Source organism: Paraburkholderia sp. 32 (assembly GCF_050435345.1).
Classification (GTDB): Bacteria; Pseudomonadota; Gammaproteobacteria; order Burkholderiales; family Burkholderiaceae; genus Paraburkholderia; species Paraburkholderia tuberum.
Window position 1 is genome coordinate 2243991 of the sequence record NZ_JBNDKD010000001.1, and the last position, 18588, is coordinate 2262578.

Here is an 18588-nt window from a genome sequence, read left to right on the forward strand (position 1 = left end):
GTGATCGATGCGGGCAACAAGGCCACGCCGTTTATCGACGAGGTAGTTGCACGGCAAACCTCCGGCGACACCGAAGGGGCGCGCACCGTGCTGCTCCAGCAAGCGCGCCCCGCGCTGGTCGAGTGGCTCGCGGCAATCAACCAGTTGATCGACTTTCAGGAAGCGCTGAACCGGCAGGGCGGTGCCGAGGCACGTCAGATAAGCGTCGATTTCCGCTGGATGATGCTTGCGCTATCCGGACTTGCGTGCGTGATCGGTGGTGGCGTTGCGGTGCTTGTCGTGCGCAACATCGGCCCCTCGCTCGGCGCGGAGCCGCGTGAGCTGATCGCGTTCGCCGATGCGATTCGGCGCGGCGATCTTTCTCAGCGCGCCGGGTTGCGCACCGGCGATAGGGCTAGGGTGATGGCGACTGTCGTGCGGATGAGAGAAGCGCTCGCGGACATCGTGGGACAGGTGCGCGATGGCGCCGATGCAGTCGCCGGCATGAGTCACGCGATTGCCGCCGGCAATGCCGATCTTGGCGCGCGCACCGAGCTCCAGGCCAGCGCGCTCGAGCAGGCAACCGGCGCGCTCTACCGCGCAGCGTATTGCGAGCGTGATCGCTCGCGTGCCGGGAGCCGCCGACGCGCAAGCGCGACAGACGGTCGGCCAGCCGTACTTGCGCATCATCGTGAACCGGGATGCGGTGGCGCGCTACGGCCTCAATGCGAGCTAGGTGCTCGACGTGGTGCAGGCGCTTGGAGGCCGCACCGTTGGCTCGATTTCGAATAACGATGGCCGCTTCGACATACGCGTTCGTCTGACGCCGCAAGACCGCACTGATGTGGCGCGAGTCGGCGCGCTACGCGTGAGCAACGGCGCGGGCAAGGCCGTGCCGCTCGCCGAAGTCGCCGACATCCGGATGGAGCCCGGTCCTTCGACGATCGAGCGCGAACAGGGGCAGCGCGTGATCATGGTGCAGGCCAACGTGCGCGGCCGCGATTTCGCCGGGTTCGTGCTCGCTGCGCAACATGCCGTGGCCACGCAGGTCAAGCTTCCGCTCGGGTACCGCCGCTCGAAAAGCAACGGGCGCTGCAGTGCGATGCGCTTCAGCCGATCTTTCAGGGCGGGGCGCTGCTGCACCGCCAGCGCGCCGCACAGGCGGTCTACGAGCAGGCCGGGGCAGTACCGCCTGACGCTCATCAACGCGTTCCAGAACGTTGCCGATGTCTTGCAAAGTGTGCAAGCCGATGCGAAGACGCTGGAAGCGTCCGTGGCCGCCGAACAGGCTGCATCGCGCAGCCTCGATATCGCTCGCCGGAAGCTGCAGACGGGGGAGATCGCTTACCTGTCCGTGCTGACGGCACAGCAAAGCTATGAAACGGCGCACGTTGCCGCGATCCAGGCGAGGGCTGCGAGGCTCGCGGACACGGCGGCGCTCTTTCAGGCCGTCGGCGGCGGTTGGTGGAACAGGTCGGATGCGCTGGTCTCGAGCGCGGCGCTAAAAGAAGCTCATTGAGTCGGATCACGCGACACATTCCTCATGATACGAACTCTCGTTGGCCTGATCTTCGTCGCTCTGCTGAACGGCTGCGCCTATTCGTCGGCACAGGCTCACCGTGCGCCGCTTGCGCAGACTGCGACAACCCGGACCGTCGACTATGCGGGCCTGCCCGGTGGCAATCAGCAAGTGCACGTCAAATCGCCGGCGTGCTACTTCCCGCGCGAAGCGCAAATACCTGCCGCCACGCTGCAGGCGGGGACGGCGTCATCGCATTGAGTACGACGCATTGCGCCCGGCAGTCGAAGCGTCCAGCTTGCCGGGCGCGCTGCCGACTCGACTGGCCGTGCGACAGCATCGACCCGCTCGCGGCGCTGATGTCCTGCTTCGCGCCCGTGCAAGCATTTGGGCGCGCTGGAACAAGTCCACGGAATTTCGTTCACCTACCCTTGGCCTCGTGCGATGCAACGAGGCGTACATAGGGTGGGCCTTTGACATCTGCCGTTCAGGAGTATGGGGATGAACACAAATATTGTCGGTCATGGACGTGGCATGCCGCGCGCAGGCGGTTTTGGCCGCCGATGCGGTGCCGCTTCCACCGCATAGGTGATGGCGCCGGGCATTTCTCCGCCGACGCAAAAACCCTGGAGCATGCGAAGCATGATCAACAGGATCGACGCGGTCATGCCCCAACTCTGGTAGTTGGGCAGCAGCCCCAGACAGATGGTCGCGGTCGTGACCACAATGATCGAGCCAAGGAATACCGGACGCCGGCCATAACGGTCGCCCCAGCTACTGAGCACAATCCCGCCGAGCGGCCGGATCACGTACCCGATCGCAAGCAGGGAGAAAGTCGCGAGCATGCTGATCAGCGACGACGCATTCGGGAAAAACTGGGCCGCGATGTTATGCGCAAAGAAGCCGTAGACGATGAAATCGTAAAACTCCAGCGAGCCGCCAAGGCTCGCGATGAGAATCATCTTCCACTGCGACCATGTCAGGCCGGGGGGCTGCGGGTGGTCGGCGCCGCCGACCGGATTACGGGTTGTCTCCATGACTCCTCCAGTGATTGTTGGCTTCTTTGTCCAATGATTTGCGTGCGTTGGTGACGATGTCTCTCGCGCTTCAACGCGTTTTGCGGACTTACCCGGTCATGCGCTCTCTGTCTGCGAGCCAGGTAATGCGTGTTCAAGCAGACAGCACAAGGATTCCGCCTCCTGAGCGACGCCATACACATACCGGTCGGGACGTATAAGCACAGCTGAAGCGCCGGTTGAAGCTAACCACTCACGGACGGCAGCCCCTTCGCAGGCGACGATCTCGACGCCAGCCTGCGCGGCGCGACTAGAAATGTCGCTACATTCAGCGAGCAACTCCGGTAGCACGACGAGTGCAAAGCGATAGCCGACCACGTCGTCCAGCAGGCGTCCGTCCGCCAGACGGGGTTGGGGTGCGATTTGTCCAACAACGCCTGATGGTTCATCGAGACCGGCTCCCGGGCCGAGCTTCGGTTGCGGGGTGACGAAATTGCGAATCGCTGCGCTCATTTCGCTGTCACGGCTGCTGGCAAGTTCCGGACGGGTCGTCTGAATCACGGACCCGAGCTGCACCGCTGTTTTGATAAATTCGCGCACGTGCGGCGAACGCTCGGATTCGTAGGTATCGAGCAGGGTATCAGGCGCCTCTGCGCGGATGACGGCACCCAGCTTCCATGCGAGATTCGAAGCGTCGCGGATACCGGCCGCCATTCCCTGGCCCATGAAAGGCGGCGTCTGATGCGCGGCATCTCCGGCAAGCAGAAGTCGCCCACGGCGCCAGCCGTTGGCCACCACCGAGTGAAAGGTGTAGATGGCGGAACGTTCGAGGCGTGCGTCGGCCGGCGAAATCCAGCGAGCGAGCTTGCCCCACAGCCACTCATGAGAACCGAGTTGTGCCGCATCATCGCCGGGCATCACCATGATCTCCCAGCGGCGGCGATTGCCGGGGCCGCGCGTGTAGGTGGTCGGGCGCACCGGGTCGCAGTATTGAATCGAGTAATCGCCGAGGTCTGGCCGCGGTGCATCGAGCAATACGTCGACGACCACCCAACGTTCATGCGATTTCAGATCGGTGAGTTCAGTGCCCATGAAGCGCCGCGCAATCGAGCGCGCGCCGTCGCAGCCGACGACGTAACGGGCAGTGGCATGGCCGAGCTTGCCGCAACTCGTGTCTTCGAAGCGGAGTCGGACGCCATTGCTCGTCTCGTCTAGCGCGAACACTTCGTGACGCAGGCGCACATCGACATTCGGCTGGCCGGCCAGGCGTTCACGTAACGCGTTCTCGAGATCGGGCTGATGAAACTTGTAACTCGCGCACCAGCCATGCGGCCCGATGCAAGTGGGGCGCTGCCAGTCGATCAGCAACGTGCCCTCGGCGTTCACGAATTTCATGCCGGGACCGACAAACAGCTTGGGAAGCAGTGAGTCCGCGATGCCGACGGTCTGGAACACGCGCATGCATTCGCCATCGAAGTGCACTGCGCGGGGTAGCGCGAAAATGTCCTTGTCTCGCTCCAGCACCAGCACCCGCAAGCCTTCGATTGCGAGCAGGTTGGCCAGCGTCGCTCCGGTGGGCCCGAGGCCGATGACTGCCACGTCGTAATCACACGCGTGCGTCGAAATGGTTTTATCTGACATGTCTGAGTCCGTCTGGAAGACGCCGGGCGCACGCACAGCGTGAGTCCGGCGCTGGGTGTTACTCGTCGGCGACCGGGTTGGACAGCACACCGATCCCGTCTACCTCCACTTCCGTCACGTCGCCCGGCTTCATGAAGAGCGGCGGGTTGCGCTTCGCGCCGACGCCGCCGGGCGTGCCGGTCACGATCACATCTCCTGGAGAGAGCGGGGTGAAGGTCGACAGGTAGGCGATCTGTTTGGCGATGCCGTGGATCAGCATCTGCGTCGTCGCGCGTTGTACTTCCTGGCCGTTCAGGCGGGTGACGAGCGTCATCACCGCGTTGGGTTCGATCTCGTCGCTCGTCACCATCCACGGCCCGAATGCGCCGGTGCGATAGAAATTTTTGCCCGGGCCCCATTGGCCTGTATGAAGCTGCCAGTCGCGCACGGAGCCGTCGTTGTAACAGGCGTAGCCAGCGATGTGATTCCACGCGTCGGCTTCGGCAATGCGCCGTCCGCCGCGCCCGATGACGACGGCAATCTCACCCTCATAGTCGAACTTGTGCGACTCAGGCGGACGCAGCATCGGCTGGCCGTGGCCAACCTGCGAAGCCGGCACCCGCATGAAGATGACTGGATGCTCGGTGGTTTCGCGATTGGTTTCCTTGACATGGTCTGCGTAGTTGAGTCCCACGCAAAAGATTTGTTCAGGGCTCGGAATCACCGGCAGCAGCGTGACTTCCGACAGCGGGTAGTCGCCCTTCGTGTCTTCGGCCGCCTGGGTAGCCTCGCCGAATGCGTCGGCGGCAATCAGCGCTTTCAGATCCGCATAGCGGCCGCCAAGACGCTTGCCGAGGTCGAATACAGTTGCGTCGCGAACGATGCCGAACGAGGGGCCTTGATGGGTAGAAAAGCTGGCGAGTTTCATTGATGCTCCGGTGGATAAAAAGTCGATGCGATCAGCGCTTCGATCCTTCAAAAAGTTGTACATTTATCTTATTTTGAGAATAAACTAAATTATTACAAAGGACACAACGTCTTTTTTGTTAGGGTTTATCACTACGTGGAGACAAGCATGAACGGTATGAAGCAAGCGCGAGCGGGCCTGTCGCTGAGTCACATGGGTTTTTATGTGAGCGACATGGCACGGGTGGAGGACTTTTATTCCCGGGTGCTGGAGTTCACCGTGACGGATCGGGGCACGCTGCAGACGCCGCACGGCACTGTGCGACTCGTGTTCTTGAGCCGCGATCCCGCGGTGCATCACCAGATCGTGCTCGCGAGCGGCCGCCCCGAACACTTGACGTTCAATCCGATCAACCAGATTTCGTTCGAAGCGGACAGCCTTGCCACGCTGAGGCAGTTTTACCAGCGGTTCGTCGCGGAAGGCCTGGAGGAAATCAACCCCGTCACTCACGGCAATGCGATCTCGATCTATGCGCGCGATCCCGAAGGCAACCGCCTCGAACTCTTCATCGACACGCCGTGGTATGTCGATCAGCCAATGCGGGTGCCTGTCGACTTCAACTTGCCCGATGCTGAACTGATCGCGGCCGTTGAACACCATGCGCGCGCGCTATCGGGGTTCAGGCCGCGCAGCGTCTGGCGGGCAGAAATGGCCGAGCGGATGGGGCTTGCATAAGCGCGGATATAATCCGTTCACACACGAGGAGCCCTGCACAGAGATGTCGAGCATCACGAGACTGTTATCCATACTCGAGCTGTTTTCGGAGGCGAAGCCGTTCCTGTCCGTCGAAGACGTTGCCACCGAACTCGACTGCTCGATTCCAACGGCTTACCGCTATGTGCGCGAGCTCGTGGACGCCGGCTTGCTCATCCGCTTTGCAGGCGGGGACTATGGTCTCGGCCCTCGCATCATCAAGCTTGATTACCATCTGCGCGTGTCGGATCCGCTGCTTGCGATCGGCCAGCCGATCATGCGCGAGTTGAGCGAACACTCGGGCTTCGATGTGGTGATGTCGCGCTGGTACGGGAGCGAGCTCGTTGACACGCATCGCGAAACGCACGAGGCGGCGCTTGACCTCCGATACGGCCGAGGCCGTCCGCGGCCCCTGTTTCTCGGCGCCGCTCCAAAAGCGATCCTGTCCACGTTTCCGAAGGCCAAGTTGGCGGTCCTGTTCGATCAGTATGCCGAAGAGATCGCGCAAAGCGGCTTGGGGACGACACTCGACGAGTTCCGCGCGTCGCTGCTCAAAATCCGACGCGCGGGCTTTTACCTGTCGAGGGACGAACTGGAAAACGGCGTTTCTGCACTGGCGTCGCCGCTGTTCACGGACGATTCGGGCGAAGCAGTCGGATCGCTTGCGGTGATCGTACCGACGCAGCGACTCGAATTTGCGAATCTGGACCGGCTCGTAGAATCGATCCGGGAGGCAGCGGCGCGAACCTCTCAGCGCACGCGCGCGGTCATCGAAAGTAGGGGAGCCGGGGCCGCAGTTTCGTCGCACACGATATCGCGAGCCAAGCGGTCCGCTTAGTCACAAGCTGAAGGCCATTCATCAGCGGTCCAAGGATGGCGACCTCGCCTCCAGTGTCAACGGGGCATTCAGTTGATGTCGTGGCCGACCCGCAAATTCTTTCCGATAGGCCGCGGGAGTCGTCTTTTTCAGCGCGCGAAATTGACGGTTGAAATTGGCAACGTTGGGAAATCCCGAATGCGCGGCGATAACCGACACGGGCCATGAGGTGTCTGCGAGCATTCGACATGCGTGACCGATTCGCACGCGGCTCACATACTTCCCGACACTTTCGCCGATATGCTGAACAAAATATCGATTGAGTGTGCGCTCTGAAAGGGTCGCGGCGGCGGCTAATTCCGTGAGTGTCAGCCGTTCGGCAAACCTTGCCTCGATAACCGCTAACGCCCGATTTATCCGCTCCGGCTCGTGGCCGGACGGCCGCCCCACGTTGTTCTGATCGAATGCGTTGGGGGACGCGAGTGGCCGTGCTTCCTCATCGGCCAATGTGCACAGGATGTCCAGCGCAACGCTGAGTCTCTCTCTGGGAGACACAGACAAAAGACCCTCGAGTCGGCTACGCACCGTTGCCCCGGCTTCCGCTCTGAACGCAAGGCCGCAGGCAGCGCGTCGCAGAAGCCGATGAAGTGCTTCGTACTCGGGGCAGCAATCTGCCAGTCGTCGCGCCCAGTCGCCTTCGAACCAGATGACGATAGCGACCTGCGGGGCGCTGCCGTCGATCGAACGGTTCGACGACCAGGTATGAGGCAAGTCCGGCGGGACGAGCACCAGGTCATCGCCCTCGTACCCGGCGATCGAGTCACCGATGTAGCGTTTGCCACGGCTATTCATCGTCAAGGTGAGTTCATATTCCGGGTGATGGTGCCATTCGAACGGAATACGCGGAAGCTTCCGGTGATAAACCCGCACGGAGCATCCGGCGCTCATCTCGACATGTTCGTATAGAGGCTTCATGGCTGGAATCGCAAAGAAGTTGACCTTATTGTATCACCCGTCCATCCTGGCCCAGGCTAAGCTTCAGTCATCAAAGAACACCAGGAGACGCCACCATGGAATCCCTTCACATCGACGATTTGCCGACCGCTATTCGGGCGGTCAAAAAGCTGTTGCGCGCCGGCCTTCCGAACTATAAGGAAGTATTCCAGCAGGTCGAAGCTGAAATTCAGCGCAACGTCGCTACCATCGTGGAGCAGCGTGCCCGCGGTGAGTCCGTCATTCCTGAAATCCAGTATGCGGATATCGCGGCTGACCGGGTGAGCGCCGCGCAGATCGCATCGATCAAGGATCGAGGAGCCTGCGTCGTCCGGGACGTGTTCAGCCGCGAGCGCGCTGAACGGTGGGACGCGCAGGTCGCTGAGTATGTCGAGTCCAATGACCTCGATGAAAAACTCGCGCATCGTGCAGAAGACAGGTACTTCGGCAACCTCGCTTCGAGCAAGCCCCAGATCTATGGCATTTACTGGTCGAAGCCTCAGGTCGAAGCGCGCCAGGCGCCCGAACTCACTCAGACGCGCGTCTTTCTGAACCGCCTCTGGAAACACGACAGCGAAGGGCGCGTTCATTTCGATCCGGACCGCGTTCCGGTGTACGCGGACCGGCTGCGGCGTCGCCCCCCCGGCTCGGAGTCGCTCGGGCTGTCTGCTCATTGCGACGGTGGGTCAGTCGAACGTTGGCTTGACGACAATTTCCGGCGTGTTTATCGACACGTGTTTAGTGGCGACTGGCGCCGCTACGACGCGTTCGATGCCGCGTATCGCCCCGAGGCGAGAGAGATTCCGTCACCGACTGTCTGTTCGATGTTCCGTACTTTCCAGGGCTGGACAGCGCTCACTGCGCAAGGTCCGGGAGACGGCACGCTTCAGCTTGTGCCAATTGCCAACGCCATGGTGTATGTGTTGTTGCGCGCTCTCCAGGATGACGTGCCAGATGACGACCTGTGCGGCGCATTACCTGGCCGCGCACTTTCGATCAAGCGGGAGTGGCATGGTCCGCTTCAAGAAGCGTTGTCCTCCATTCCACTGATGCAGGCAGGGGACACCGTCTTCTGGCATAGCGACGTGATTCACGCGGTCGAAGATGCCCATCGTGGCAAGGGCTACAGCAACGTCATGTACATATCGGCTGCGCCAGCGTGTGCAAAGAACGACGCCTACCTTAAACGCCAACTGCCGACCTTTCTCAACGGAGATAGCCCGCCGGACTTTCCTGCGGACAATTTTGAAGTCGACTTTGTCGGACGTGCGGCGGAGACAGACCTGACTGAACTCGGCAAGGACCAGATGGGCTTTACGCTGTGAACCGCGATCGCTGGGGGCCGAAAGGCAATCCACCGATTCGTAGGCGGGTCGCCTGGTCGGTTCGGGGTTAGCCAGACGGCCCGCCACGATCCGGCCAGCCCCTCTGGCTGACGCGCGATGGATCAAGGGGGCAGAAGTCTATTGCCGCTGGCCTGCAACGCGACGTTCTGTGCGGGTGGGATCGACGGAAAGATGCGGGTGGCGCCCCGCGGAGCCCACGCTTGATTCCCTGACGACCAGCTGCGGAATGGCGAAGTACTGCACGGGTGGTTCTTTTCCGTCCGCCGCTGGATCGAGCCTGGCCAGCAGCGTCTCACTCGCGATCGTGCCGAGTTTGTCCGCTCCAGCGGAAAGAGTAGTGAGCGGCGGATTGGTATGTTCTGCCGCCACCACATTGTCACAGCCAACGACCGCGAGCGCCTTGCCCGCACGTTTGCCCATTCGGTCCAGCTCATGCAACACGCCAAACGCAACCTGGTCGTTATAGCAAACCACCGCCGTCGGACGAGGCCGCATCTCGAAGATGGAGCGGACAGCCTTGCGACCGCCCTCCGGAGTCAGTTCAACGTCGATGATCCACTCGTCGGCGACAGGCAGGGCATGACTGGCCATCGCCGTGAGGTAGCCCTGCCTGCGCTGGTTCGCAACCGCATACCCCGTTCGATTGCCGGCGAATGCGATACGTGTGTGGCCCTGAGCAACCAGATGTTCCGTCGCGAGAGCGAATCCAAAGCTGTTGTCGACTCCGACCGTGTCGACATCCGTGCCCATCGGTCGCATGACAAGGACAAGTGGAATTCCCCAGGACTTGATCTCGTCCGGCAGTTGCTCAGGTGTTCCCAGCGCAGGAGACATGATCAGGCCGGCCACATTCTGCTCACGCATCGATTGCAGAACACGGGTCTGGGTCGCGACGTTTTCGGCAGTATGCGCCATCAGCGTCGTGTATCCGGACTGCGCGAGTACCCGCTCGATGGCGACGAGCAACTCGACAAAGAAGGGGTTAGTCAGATCATTAATGACCATCCCGACGATGGTACTTCGGGTCCCGCGCAGATTTGCTGCGCCGCGGTTATAGACGTAGCCGAGGAGCTGTGCCGCCGCCCGAACTTTGTCGGCCGTCTCCGCCTTGATTTTTGGGCTCTGTTGAAGGACCAGCGAGACCGTCGACTTGGATACCCCCGCAGCCGCTGCAATGTCCTGAATCGTCGGAACTGTTTTCATGTTGCTTTGCACAATTGGAACGTTCCAAAAAGTATTTGACACGGTGAAATGAGTCTACTACAGTTTGTTGGAACGATCCAATAAACGCTGGTTGGAACGTTCCAACGGAGAGAGACAATGACTTCCAAGATTCGCTGGGCGCTAATCGGCGCCAGCACGATAGCCGACGAGTGGATGGTCAACGCGATCCGGTCGCAGCCGGACGGCACGATCGAAGCGGTCGTCAGCGGCAGCGCCGGGCGCGTCCGCGAGTTCGCCGACAAGCATCGGATTTCAAAGTCCGGCACGAACCTCGATGAGATCCTCGCCGATCGCGACATCGACGCGGTCTACATCAGCAGCACGAACGAAAAACACCTGCCTCAGGTACTGGCGGCTGCCGCTGCCGGCAAACACGTGCTCTGCGAAAAGCCGCTTGCGCTCTCAGAGGCTGACGCGAGCCAGATGATCGAGGCGTGCGCCGCCCACCAGGTTGTCCTTGGCACGAACCATCACCTGCGGTGTGCAGCGACACACCGCCGTCTGCGTGAACTCATCCTTTCCGGTGCGGTTGGCACGCCGCTTTACGTGCGAGTCTTCCACGCGGTCTCACTACCGCCGCACCTCCGCGGCTGGCGAATCGAGCGCCCTGATGCGGGCGGCGGCGTCGTGCTCGACATCTCCGTGCACGACGCCGACACCCTTCGCTTCATTCTGGATGCAGAACCCGTCGAAGTGAGCGCGATGACCTCGTCCGGAAGCATCGGTACCCAAGGCCTCGCCGACGGCGTGATGGGAATCATCCGGTTCAGTAACGGCGTGCTTGCCCAGATTCACGACGCGTTCACCGTGCCGTACGCGCCGACCGGCTTCGAGGTCCACGGGACCGAAGGCTCGCTCATCGCACGTGACGTGATGACCCAGCGCGCCGTCGGAGAAATCGAGCTGCGTTCAGCAGCAGGTTTCGAAATCATCGAGGTCGTCCATCAGGACCTTTATGTCAACGCGGTCGCCCAGTTCCATCGCGCTGTTCTCCTCGGTGAGGATCCCGCAGCCACTGGCCGGGACGGATACCGGTCACTGGTTACCGCGCTTGCGCTTGAAGAGTCGGCTTCAACCGGTGCACACGTCGCCGTCCCGCAGCAGTTCGTGCGCTGAGTCAGTTTGAGGAGATCTATTGTGGGTTCCAGCAAAGTTATTTCGATGGCGACTGCCGCAGGCCTGATCAACGATGGTGACGTTGTGACCGTCAGTTCGTCGAGTGGCCTTGGCTGCCCCGACGCCATGCTGGCGGCGATCGGGACGCGCTTTGAAACCGAAGGCCATCCCCGACAACTTTCGCTGCTGCATCCGATAGCAGCTGGCGACATGTATGGCGTCAAAGGCGTTGATCATCTGGCGAAGCACGGTCTTATCAAGTCGATCATCGCCGGTTCGTTTCCCAGCGGCCCATCGAGTCTACCGATGCCCGACATCTGGCGGATGGTGGTCGACAATGAAATCCGCGCATACAACCTGCCGAGCGGTGTGATGTTTGACATGCATCGGGACGCGGCCGCGAAGCGCCCCGGCGTCCTCACCAAGGTGGGGCTCGACACTTTCGTCGATCCGGACCGGCAGGGCGGCGCAATGAACAGTCTCTCGGAATCCGAGCCGATCGTGGACAAGGTCACGTTCGCGGGCGAGGAGTGGCTCTTCTTTCCGAATATCGTGCCGCGCGTCGCTATCGTGCGTGCCACCACAGCGGATGAGCGGGGCAACCTGTCTTACGAACACGAAGGCGCGCTGCTCGGCGGCCGCGACCAGGCGCTTGCAGTGCGTAACAACGGCGGCATTGTCATCGCCCAGGTCAAGCGAGTCGTGAAGGCAGGGTCGCTCGGTACGCAGCAGGTGCATATTCCGTGCAACCTCGTTGACTACGTGGTCGTGGACCCCGAGCAGAAACAGACGACGCAGATCGAATACGACCCGGAGATCAGCGGCGAAATCAAGGTTCCGGACAGCGAATTTGCATTTGCCGACTGGAACGCGGAAAAGGTAATCGCGCGCCGCGCGGCGATGGAAATCGCGGACGGAGACGCGGTGAATCTCGGCTTCGGCATTTCGGCCAACGTTCCGCGCATTCTCCTTGAAGAAGGACTCAACGGCCGTGTGACGTGGGCCATCGAGCAGGGTGCGGTGGGCGGTATGCCGCTGCTCGGCTTCGCCTTCGGTTGCTCGGCAAACGCCGACGCGATCATGCCGTCGCCTTCGCAGTTCATCTACTTCCAGGGAGGCGGCTTCGATGTTTCGCTGCTGTCGTTTCTGCAGATCGACCGCAACGGCCACGTGAACGTGTCGAAGCTGCCCAGCAAGCCGTATCTGACTGCCGGATGTGGCGGCTTCATCGACATTACGACGCACGCGAAGAAGCTCGTCTTCTCGGGTTTTTTCACGGCCGGCGCGAAGCTGGAGGTCGGTCACGGACGGCTGACGATCCTTCAGGAAGGCAAATCGAAGAAGTTCATCGGCGACGTCGACCACGTCACGTTCAGCGGCCGCATGGCGCAGCAGCGTGGTCAGCAGGTGCTGTATGTGACCGAACGCTGTGTGTTGCAGCTTACGAAGCAAGGTCTTGAAGTGATCGAGGTGGCGCCCGGCATCGACCTGAACAGGGACGTGCTTGAGCAGGCGGACTTTCCTTTGATTGTTTCATCGGAACTGAAGACCATGAATGCCGCGATTTTCAGCGAATCGCCGTACGGCCTGCAACTCAGGGAGGCACTTCGTGGCTGATATCGATGGAATCCAGTTTGAGCGCAGCGGCGCAGTCGCTGTTGTCACGTTGAACCGCCCCGAGAAGCTCAATGCCTTGACCCCACTGATGCTGATGCGTCTGGAGGCGGTCGCCGCTGAACTTGATACGTGGACCGATGTGCGCGCCGTGGTCCTGACGGGTTCGGGAACGAAGGCTTTCTGCGTGGGTGCGGACATCAATGAATGGTCCGCGCTGACGCCACTTGATATGTGGCGTCAGTGGGTACCGCGCGGTCACAGGGTCTTTGATCGTTGGGCTGCGCTTCGTGCACCGGTCATCGCCGCGATCAATGGACACGCACTCGGAGGCGGGCTGGAGCTCGCCGCGGTCGCGGACATCCGGATTGCAGAACCTGCCGCGACCTTCGCCCTGCCAGAGGCGGGTATAGCGACGTGCCCGGGCTGGTCTGGCACACAACGGCTTGTCTCGGTCATTGGGGCGAGCAGGGTAAAGATGCTCGCGCTCACCGGCAGGCGCATCGACGCCGCGCGCGCTCACGAAATTGGTCTGATCGACGAAGTGGCGTCAGCGGGCGGCGCATTGAACGCCGCGCTGGAGATGGCCGAACAGATCGCACGTCTCGCGCCCGTGTCGGTGCAACTGACCAAGCAACTGGTGAACGCGGCAAACGGCGAGGGTGCTGCGGCCACCCTCGAGGCGATGGCGGGTGCATTGGCGGCAACCACTGCGGATGCGCGTGAGGGAATGCTGAGTTTTCGCGAAAAGCGGCCGGCGAACTTTGAGGGTAACTGACATGACGACTGCAAACATGAATCCGGAACTGGCGCCCTTGCTTGTGGCGTCTCATAAGACTGACTTCGAGGTGTATCACGGTCGCCTCTACATCGACGGGCAGTGGCGCGAGGCTGGTGGCGGCGAACGTGTCGAGCGGCTCAGTCCGGCTCACGGCGAGCTGGTCAGCACCTATGCCGTGGCGACGCCCGAGGACGTCGACGCGGCAATTGATGCGGCCCATCGTGCATTTCACCACGGCCCCTGGCCGAAGATGAAGGGAGCGGAGCGTGCCCGCGTGCTGCTGGCGATCGCGGATGGCATCCAGGCCCAGATTGAGCGTCTTGCGCTAATCGAATCGCTGGAGAACGGTAAGCCGCTCACCCAGGCGCGCGCGGAGGTCGCCGGCTGCGTCGATCTGTGGCAGTACGCCGCGAGCCTTGCTCGCACCACCGGCGGTGACGCCTACAACACCTTGGGCGAGGACATGCTTGGACTGGTGTTGCGTCAGCCGATCGGGGTGGTCGGCATCATCACGCCGTGGAATTTTCCGCTGTGGATTTTGTGCCAGAAACTGCCATTCGCGATGGCAGCGGGCTGCACATGCGTGATCAAGCCCAGCGAACTGACGTCCGGCACGACCGTCATGTTGATGGAGATCCTTGAAAAGGCAGGCGTGCCAGCCGGGGTCGCGAATGTCGTAACGGGCAAGGGCTCACGCGTCGGTCAGCCTCTCGCCGAGAGTCCACGGGTCGACATGCTCTCGTTCACGGGTTCGACCCATGTGGGGTCGATGCTCGCCGGGGTGGCCTCAAAGAAACTCAAGAAAGTCGCCCTGGAACTGGGCGGCAAGAATCCTCAGATCGTTTTCCCGGACTGCGACTGGGATGCAATGGTCGACGCGGTCGTGTTCGGCGTGTACTTCAACGCTGGGGAATGCTGCAACAGCGGTAGCCGGGTTCTCGTGCATGAGTCCATCGTGGAGCGGTTTGCCGCTGTTGTTATCGAGCGTGCCCGCGAAGTGCCTGTCGGCGACCCGCTTCATCCTGATGCAAAGGTAGGCGCGATCGTCAGCGAACAGCAGATGAACGACATCCTCGGTCATATCGAGACCGGTGTCTCGGCAGGTGCGAAGGTGCGTCTTGGCGGCGCGCGTTACGTAAGCGCTAACGGCCTTTATCTGCAGCCGACTGTCCTGACCGATGTCACGGCAGACATGGGTGTCGCTAGAGAGGAAATTTTCGGCCCTGTCTTGAGTGTCATCGCGTTCCGCGATCTGGATCATGCCATCGAAATCGCAAACGACACCGCGTACGGGTTGTCAGCCGCGGTGTGGAGCAGCGATATCGATACTTGCCTGAAGGTCGCACGCGGTGTCGACGCAGGGACGATCTGGGTGAACACCTTCCTCGACGGATATCCGGAACTCCCGTTTGGCGGATTCAAGGCGAGCGGCGTCGGCCGCGAACTCGGCAAGCAGGCGGTTGAGGACTATACGGAGACGAAGACAATTCAACTGCATATCGGAGAACGCAAGAACCTTTGGCTACCGGCGAAGAAATAGCAGGCAAGAAACAAGCCTCGGGCGGAAGGGTCCGCCGGGAAAAAGACTGAAAACCCTCTCCATCAGAGAGAGCAACCCATCTGGAGTGAGACATGTTGAGGAAAACACTTTTTGCACTCGTGGCAGCCATCGCTGTCAGTGGCAGCAGCACGACGTTTGCGGCCGACACCAAATCCGTCGAAGTGATGCACTGGTGGACCTCGGGCGGCGAAGCCAAAGCGCTGGAGGTATTAAAGGACGGTTTGAAGCAGCGCGGATACGCCTGGAAGGACGCGCCGATTGCAGGGGGAGGCGGTGAAGCAGCGCGCACGGTACTGAAAGCTCGCGTTGCATCCGGCAATCCGCCTGACGCCATCCAGATGCTCGGCTTTACCATTCCTGAATACGCGTCGCAGGATTTTCTGGCCAACCTCGATCCGATCGCGGCAAAAGAAGGATGGGACAAGCTCGTGCCGGGTCCGATTCAACGTTTCTCGAAGGTCGATGGTCATTGGGTCGCGGTGCCGGTCGACATTCACCGGACCAACTGGATCTGGGCGAACAAGAAGATCTTCGATCAGTTGCATCTGACTCCGCCGCAGACGTTCGACCAGCTGGTTGCCGATGCCGCCGTGATTCGCAAGGCTGGCTACACGCCGCTCGCCCACGGCGGGCAGCCGTGGCAGGAAGCGACGATTTTCGACAGCGCGGTGATGTCTGCCGGCGGTCCGAAGTTCTATACCCAGGCGCTCGTCAATCTTGACCCTGCCGCGCTCGGCTCAAAGACGATGGAAAAGGCATTCGACCAGATGCGCGCGCTGCGCGGTATGGTCGATCCGAATTTCCCGGGTCGTGACTGGAACCTCGCAACATCGATGGTCATCAACGGCAAGGCCGCGATGCAGATCATGGGGGACTGGGCGAAGGGCGAGTTCGTGAACGCCGGCAAGAAGGCCAATGTCGACTACCTGTGCTTCCAGTACCCCGGCACCGAGGGCGACTTCATCTTCAATACGGATCAGTTTGCGACGTTCAAGAAGGGCGACGCCAGCCTGCCTGGTGAATATGCGTTCGCGTCGACGGTGATGGACAAGGGCGTGCAGGCGAAATTCAACCAGATCAAGGGAGCGATTCCAGCGCGTCTCGATGTGCCGTCCGATGGGTTCGACGAGTGCGGCCAGAAGTCGATGGCTGATCTTCGCACTGCGCTGAAGAGCGGCACGATGGTAGGCAGCTTCGCGCATGGACACGCAATGCCCGATGGGCCGAAGAACGCGGTCTATGACGTCGTCACGCATTTCTTCAACTCTAACGAGTCATCTGCCGATGCGGTGAAACAGCTGGTCGACGCCGTCAACAACGCGAAGTAGGCCGTACACCGTCCTAGAGCTCACGGGGGTGTTCCAGAGTGCCCCTGCGAGACCCGATGCTCCCGAAGTAGAGGTGGTTGCCATGCACACTACACACCGGACCGCTCATACCTCGTCACGAGGTACGGCGGACGAATCCCATCTTCACGACAAACGCCGGTCAAGCCTCAGAAACCGGTTCGAGCAGGTATTGCCAAAGCTTGTGTTGTCGCCCACGTTGATTACGACGCTGATCTTCGTCTACGGTTTTATCGTCTGGACCACGGTCCTGTCGTTCACACGCTCACGCGCGTTTGCCAATCTGCACTGGGGCGGCCTGATGCAGTACGGACGCGTCTGGGCACATCCGCGCTGGCATGTTGCGGTCACCAACCTGGGAATCTATGCATCGCTGTATGTCGTCCTGTGCATGGGGATCGGGCTGGCCCTCGCCATTCTTCTCGATCAACGCATCAGGGCGGAAGGCGGGCTGCGCGCGATCTTCCTTTATCCCATGGCGATCTCCTTCATCGTCACGGGGACGGCCTGGAAATGGATACTGAATCCCGGTCTCGGGCTAACGAAGCTTTTCCACGACTGGGGTTGGACCGGTTTCAGGTTCGACTGGATCATCGATGATCGAATGGCCATTTATACCGTGGTCATCGCCGCGGTGTGGCAGGCGTCCGGCTTCGTCATGGCGATGTTCCTCGCAGGCTTGCGGGGTATCGATCAGGACATGGTCAAGGCCGCGTCGATCGATGGGGCAAGAATGCCGGCTATTTATCGACGCATCATCATTCCGCAACTGCGTCCGGCTTTCGTTTCCGCATTCGTCATTCTCGTTCACCTCGCGGTCAAGAGCTATGAACTGGTGGTGGCCTTGACAGGCGCAGGTCCCGGCTATTCGACGGAGTTGCCCTCGACGTTCATGTACTCATTCACCTTCACGCGAAACGAATTGGGAATGGGAGCGGCGAGTGCGGTCATGATGCTGTGCACGGTCGCGGCGATCATGGTCCCGTATCTCTATTCAGAGCTTCGTCCGCGCAGCGGCAGCGGCTCGCATTAGTCCGGCTGATGCAAGGGATCGGAGTAAGCGCTGAAGCGCTAACTCGGATCGACACAGGAGATCGTCATGTTGAAAAAAGGCTGGGACTCGCCGCAAATGGTGATGGGTAAGCATAACTACGTATCGAGGATCGTGATCTATGGACTGCTGGCGCTTTTTGCCGTCGTCTATCTGATCCCGCTCGCGGTAATGATGCTGACGTCGTTCAAACCTCTTTCGGAGGTGTACAGCGGAAACATTCTCGCGTTGCCACGTGCGTGGACACTGGAGCCCTGGCTTAAAGCCTGGGGGGAAGCCTGCGTTGGCCTTGATTGTTCCGGCGTGAAGGGGTTTTTCTGGAACTCGACAAGGATGGTCATTTCCGCCGTTGCGATTTCTACCTTCCTTGGCGCACTCAACGGTTACGTGCTGACCAAATGGAGATTCAAGGGCGACAACATCCTGTTTGGGCTCGTTCTGTTCGGATGCTTCATCCCGTTCCAGATCGTGCTCATTCCAATGGCGACCTTCCTCGGGAAAATCGGGCTGGCCCAGTCCATTACGGGTCTCGTGTTCGTGCACATTGTCTACGGTCTGTGCTTTACGACGCTGTACTTCCGTAACTTCTATGTCGCGTTTCCCGATGAACTGGTGAAGGCCGCGATGATCGATGGAGCGCGCTTCTTCAGGATCTTCCTGCGCATCCTGTTGCCGTGTTCCGGCGCCATCATCACTGTAACGGTGATCTGGCAGTTCACCAATATCTGGAACGACTTCCTCTTCGGTGCTTCATTTACGACGGGCAGCACGGCGCCTATTACGGTCGCACTAAACAACATCGTGAATACGTCGACGGGCGTGCGTGAGTACAACGTTCAGATGGCAGCGGCCGTGATTACCGCGCTGCCCACTCTTCTGGTCTATGTGATCGGCGGCCGCTATTTCGTGCGCGGTATGATGACTGGTTCGGTAAAGGGGTAAGGA

18 protein-coding genes are annotated in these 18588 nt (G+C 60.8%); 13 read left to right on the top strand and 5 right to left on the bottom strand.

The window, feature by feature from the left end; genetic code table 11:
* The 3 genes from OKW26_RS10495 to OKW26_RS10505 are packed head-to-tail and all read left to right on the top strand — an operon-like array spanning window position 1 to window position 1759.
* Window positions 1-771 (top strand): hypothetical protein, encoded by a 771-nt coding sequence (locus OKW26_RS10495; RefSeq protein WP_429353548.1) that lies wholly within the window; start codon window positions 1-3, stop codon window positions 769-771.
* The gene (locus OKW26_RS10500) at window positions 728-1498 is read left to right on the top strand and encodes an efflux RND transporter permease subunit (RefSeq protein WP_429354209.1); all 771 of its coding nucleotides are present in this window, start codon (window positions 728-730) and stop codon (window positions 1496-1498) included. The genes OKW26_RS10495 and OKW26_RS10500 overlap by 44 nt, the downstream gene beginning before the upstream one ends.
* Before the next feature lie 24 nt (window positions 1499-1522).
* Entirely contained in the window at window positions 1523-1759 is a 237-nt protein-coding gene (locus OKW26_RS10505) for a hypothetical protein (protein ID WP_184050433.1), read from the top strand.
* A gap of 260 nt (window positions 1760-2019) precedes the next feature.
* Here OKW26_RS10505 and OKW26_RS10510 read toward each other — a convergent pair whose 3' ends face one another.
* The 3 genes from OKW26_RS10510 to OKW26_RS10520 form a co-directional block, all read right to left on the bottom strand.
* Window positions 2020-2460, bottom strand: a complete 441-nt coding sequence (locus OKW26_RS10510; protein WP_429353549.1) for an MFS transporter — start codon at window positions 2458-2460, stop codon at window positions 2020-2022.
* Between the two features lie 171 nt (window positions 2461-2631).
* Entirely contained in the window at window positions 2632-4155 is a 1524-nt protein-coding gene (locus OKW26_RS10515) for a bifunctional 3-(3-hydroxy-phenyl)propionate/3-hydroxycinnamic acid hydroxylase (RefSeq protein WP_429353550.1), read from the bottom strand.
* A gap of 58 nt (window positions 4156-4213) precedes the next feature.
* A complete protein-coding gene (locus OKW26_RS10520; RefSeq protein WP_429353551.1) occupies window positions 4214-5062 on the bottom strand; it encodes a fumarylacetoacetate hydrolase family protein in 849 nt (282 codons plus the stop codon).
* A gap of 147 nt (window positions 5063-5209) precedes the next feature.
* Here OKW26_RS10520 and OKW26_RS10525 point away from each other — a divergent pair, with 147 nt between their 5' ends.
* Window positions 5210-5776: a VOC family protein gene (locus OKW26_RS10525; protein WP_429353552.1), complete on the top strand. Its 567-nt coding sequence runs from the start codon at window positions 5210-5212 to the stop codon at window positions 5774-5776.
* Window positions 5777-5819: 43 nt separating this feature from the next.
* Entirely contained in the window at window positions 5820-6632 is an 813-nt protein-coding gene (locus OKW26_RS10530; RefSeq protein ID WP_429353553.1) for an IclR family transcriptional regulator, read from the top strand.
* 21 nt (window positions 6633-6653) lie between these two features.
* Here OKW26_RS10530 and OKW26_RS10535 read toward each other — a convergent pair whose 3' ends face one another.
* Window positions 6654-7586 (bottom strand): helix-turn-helix domain-containing protein, encoded by a 933-nt coding sequence (locus tag OKW26_RS10535; RefSeq protein ID WP_429353554.1) that lies wholly within the window; start codon window positions 7584-7586, stop codon window positions 6654-6656.
* 95 nt (window positions 7587-7681) lie between these two features.
* On the opposite strand from OKW26_RS10535, the gene OKW26_RS10540 reads away from it, so the two are divergent.
* Entirely contained in the window at window positions 7682-8929 is a 1248-nt protein-coding gene (locus OKW26_RS10540) for a DUF1479 domain-containing protein (protein ID WP_429353555.1), read from the top strand.
* 138 nt (window positions 8930-9067) lie between these two features.
* Here the strand turns inward: OKW26_RS10540 and OKW26_RS10545 are convergent, their stop codons facing one another.
* On the bottom strand, window positions 9068-10153 hold the full coding sequence (locus tag OKW26_RS10545; protein ID WP_429353556.1) for a LacI family DNA-binding transcriptional regulator: 1086 nt from the start codon (window positions 10151-10153) through the stop codon (window positions 9068-9070).
* 117 nt (window positions 10154-10270) lie between these two features.
* Between OKW26_RS10545 and OKW26_RS10550 the strand changes: the two genes are divergently transcribed.
* From OKW26_RS10550 to OKW26_RS10580, 7 genes are all read left to right on the top strand, one after another.
* Entirely contained in the window at window positions 10271-11290 is a 1020-nt protein-coding gene (locus OKW26_RS10550; protein WP_429353557.1) for a Gfo/Idh/MocA family protein, read from the top strand.
* Window positions 11291-11335: 45 nt separating this feature from the next.
* Window positions 11336-12907, top strand: a complete 1572-nt coding sequence (locus tag OKW26_RS10555) for an acyl CoA:acetate/3-ketoacid CoA transferase (RefSeq protein WP_429353558.1) — start codon at window positions 11336-11338, stop codon at window positions 12905-12907.
* Window positions 12900-13682: an enoyl-CoA hydratase/isomerase family protein gene (locus tag OKW26_RS10560; RefSeq protein ID WP_429353559.1), complete on the top strand. Its 783-nt coding sequence runs from the start codon at window positions 12900-12902 to the stop codon at window positions 13680-13682. Before OKW26_RS10555 ends, OKW26_RS10560 begins: the two co-directional genes overlap by 8 nt.
* 16 nt (window positions 13683-13698) lie before the next feature.
* Window positions 13699-15225 (top strand): aldehyde dehydrogenase family protein, encoded by a 1527-nt coding sequence (locus OKW26_RS10565; protein WP_429353560.1) that lies wholly within the window; start codon window positions 13699-13701, stop codon window positions 15223-15225.
* Window positions 15226-15317: 92 nt separating this feature from the next.
* The gene (locus OKW26_RS10570) at window positions 15318-16574 is read left to right on the top strand and encodes an ABC transporter substrate-binding protein (RefSeq protein WP_429353561.1); all 1257 of its coding nucleotides are present in this window, start codon (window positions 15318-15320) and stop codon (window positions 16572-16574) included.
* 82 nt (window positions 16575-16656) lie between these two features.
* Window positions 16657-17625 carry a carbohydrate ABC transporter permease gene (locus OKW26_RS10575; RefSeq protein ID WP_429353562.1) on the top strand — a complete coding sequence of 323 codons (969 nt, stop codon included), beginning with the start codon at window positions 16657-16659 and terminating at the stop codon, window positions 17623-17625.
* A 102-nt stretch (window positions 17626-17727) separates the two neighbouring features.
* Window positions 17728-18585 (top strand): carbohydrate ABC transporter permease, encoded by an 858-nt coding sequence (locus tag OKW26_RS10580; RefSeq protein WP_429354210.1) that lies wholly within the window; start codon window positions 17728-17730, stop codon window positions 18583-18585.
* Window positions 18586-18588 lie beyond the last annotated feature (3 nt).

Coding starts and splice junctions, on each gene's coding strand:
- OKW26_RS10505 (WP_184050433.1), top strand. CDS start 1,523: ATGATACGAACTCTCGTTGGCCTGATCTTCGTCGCTCTGCTGAACGGC.
- OKW26_RS10510 (WP_429353549.1), bottom strand. CDS start 2,460: ATGATTCTCATCGCGAGCCTTGGCGGCTCGCTGGAGTTTTACGATTTC.
- OKW26_RS10515 (WP_429353550.1), bottom strand. CDS start 4,155: ATGTCAGATAAAACCATTTCGACGCACGCGTGTGATTACGACGTGGCA.
- OKW26_RS10520 (WP_429353551.1), bottom strand. CDS start 5,062: ATGAAACTCGCCAGCTTTTCTACCCATCAAGGCCCCTCGTTCGGCATC.
- OKW26_RS10525 (WP_429353552.1), top strand. CDS start 5,210: ATGAACGGTATGAAGCAAGCGCGAGCGGGCCTGTCGCTGAGTCACATG.
- OKW26_RS10530 (WP_429353553.1), top strand. CDS start 5,820: ATGTCGAGCATCACGAGACTGTTATCCATACTCGAGCTGTTTTCGGAG.
- OKW26_RS10535 (WP_429353554.1), bottom strand. CDS start 7,586: ATGAAGCCTCTATACGAACATGTCGAGATGAGCGCCGGATGCTCCGTG.
- OKW26_RS10540 (WP_429353555.1), top strand. CDS start 7,682: ATGGAATCCCTTCACATCGACGATTTGCCGACCGCTATTCGGGCGGTC.
- OKW26_RS10545 (WP_429353556.1), bottom strand. CDS start 10,153: ATGAAAACAGTTCCGACGATTCAGGACATTGCAGCGGCTGCGGGGGTA.
- OKW26_RS10550 (WP_429353557.1), top strand. CDS start 10,271: ATGACTTCCAAGATTCGCTGGGCGCTAATCGGCGCCAGCACGATAGCC.
- OKW26_RS10555 (WP_429353558.1), top strand. CDS start 11,336: ATGGCGACTGCCGCAGGCCTGATCAACGATGGTGACGTTGTGACCGTC.
- OKW26_RS10565 (WP_429353560.1), top strand. CDS start 13,699: ATGAATCCGGAACTGGCGCCCTTGCTTGTGGCGTCTCATAAGACTGAC.
- OKW26_RS10570 (WP_429353561.1), top strand. CDS start 15,318: ATGTTGAGGAAAACACTTTTTGCACTCGTGGCAGCCATCGCTGTCAGT.
- OKW26_RS10575 (WP_429353562.1), top strand. CDS start 16,657: ATGCACACTACACACCGGACCGCTCATACCTCGTCACGAGGTACGGCG.
- OKW26_RS10580 (WP_429354210.1), top strand. CDS start 17,728: ATGGGTAAGCATAACTACGTATCGAGGATCGTGATCTATGGACTGCTG.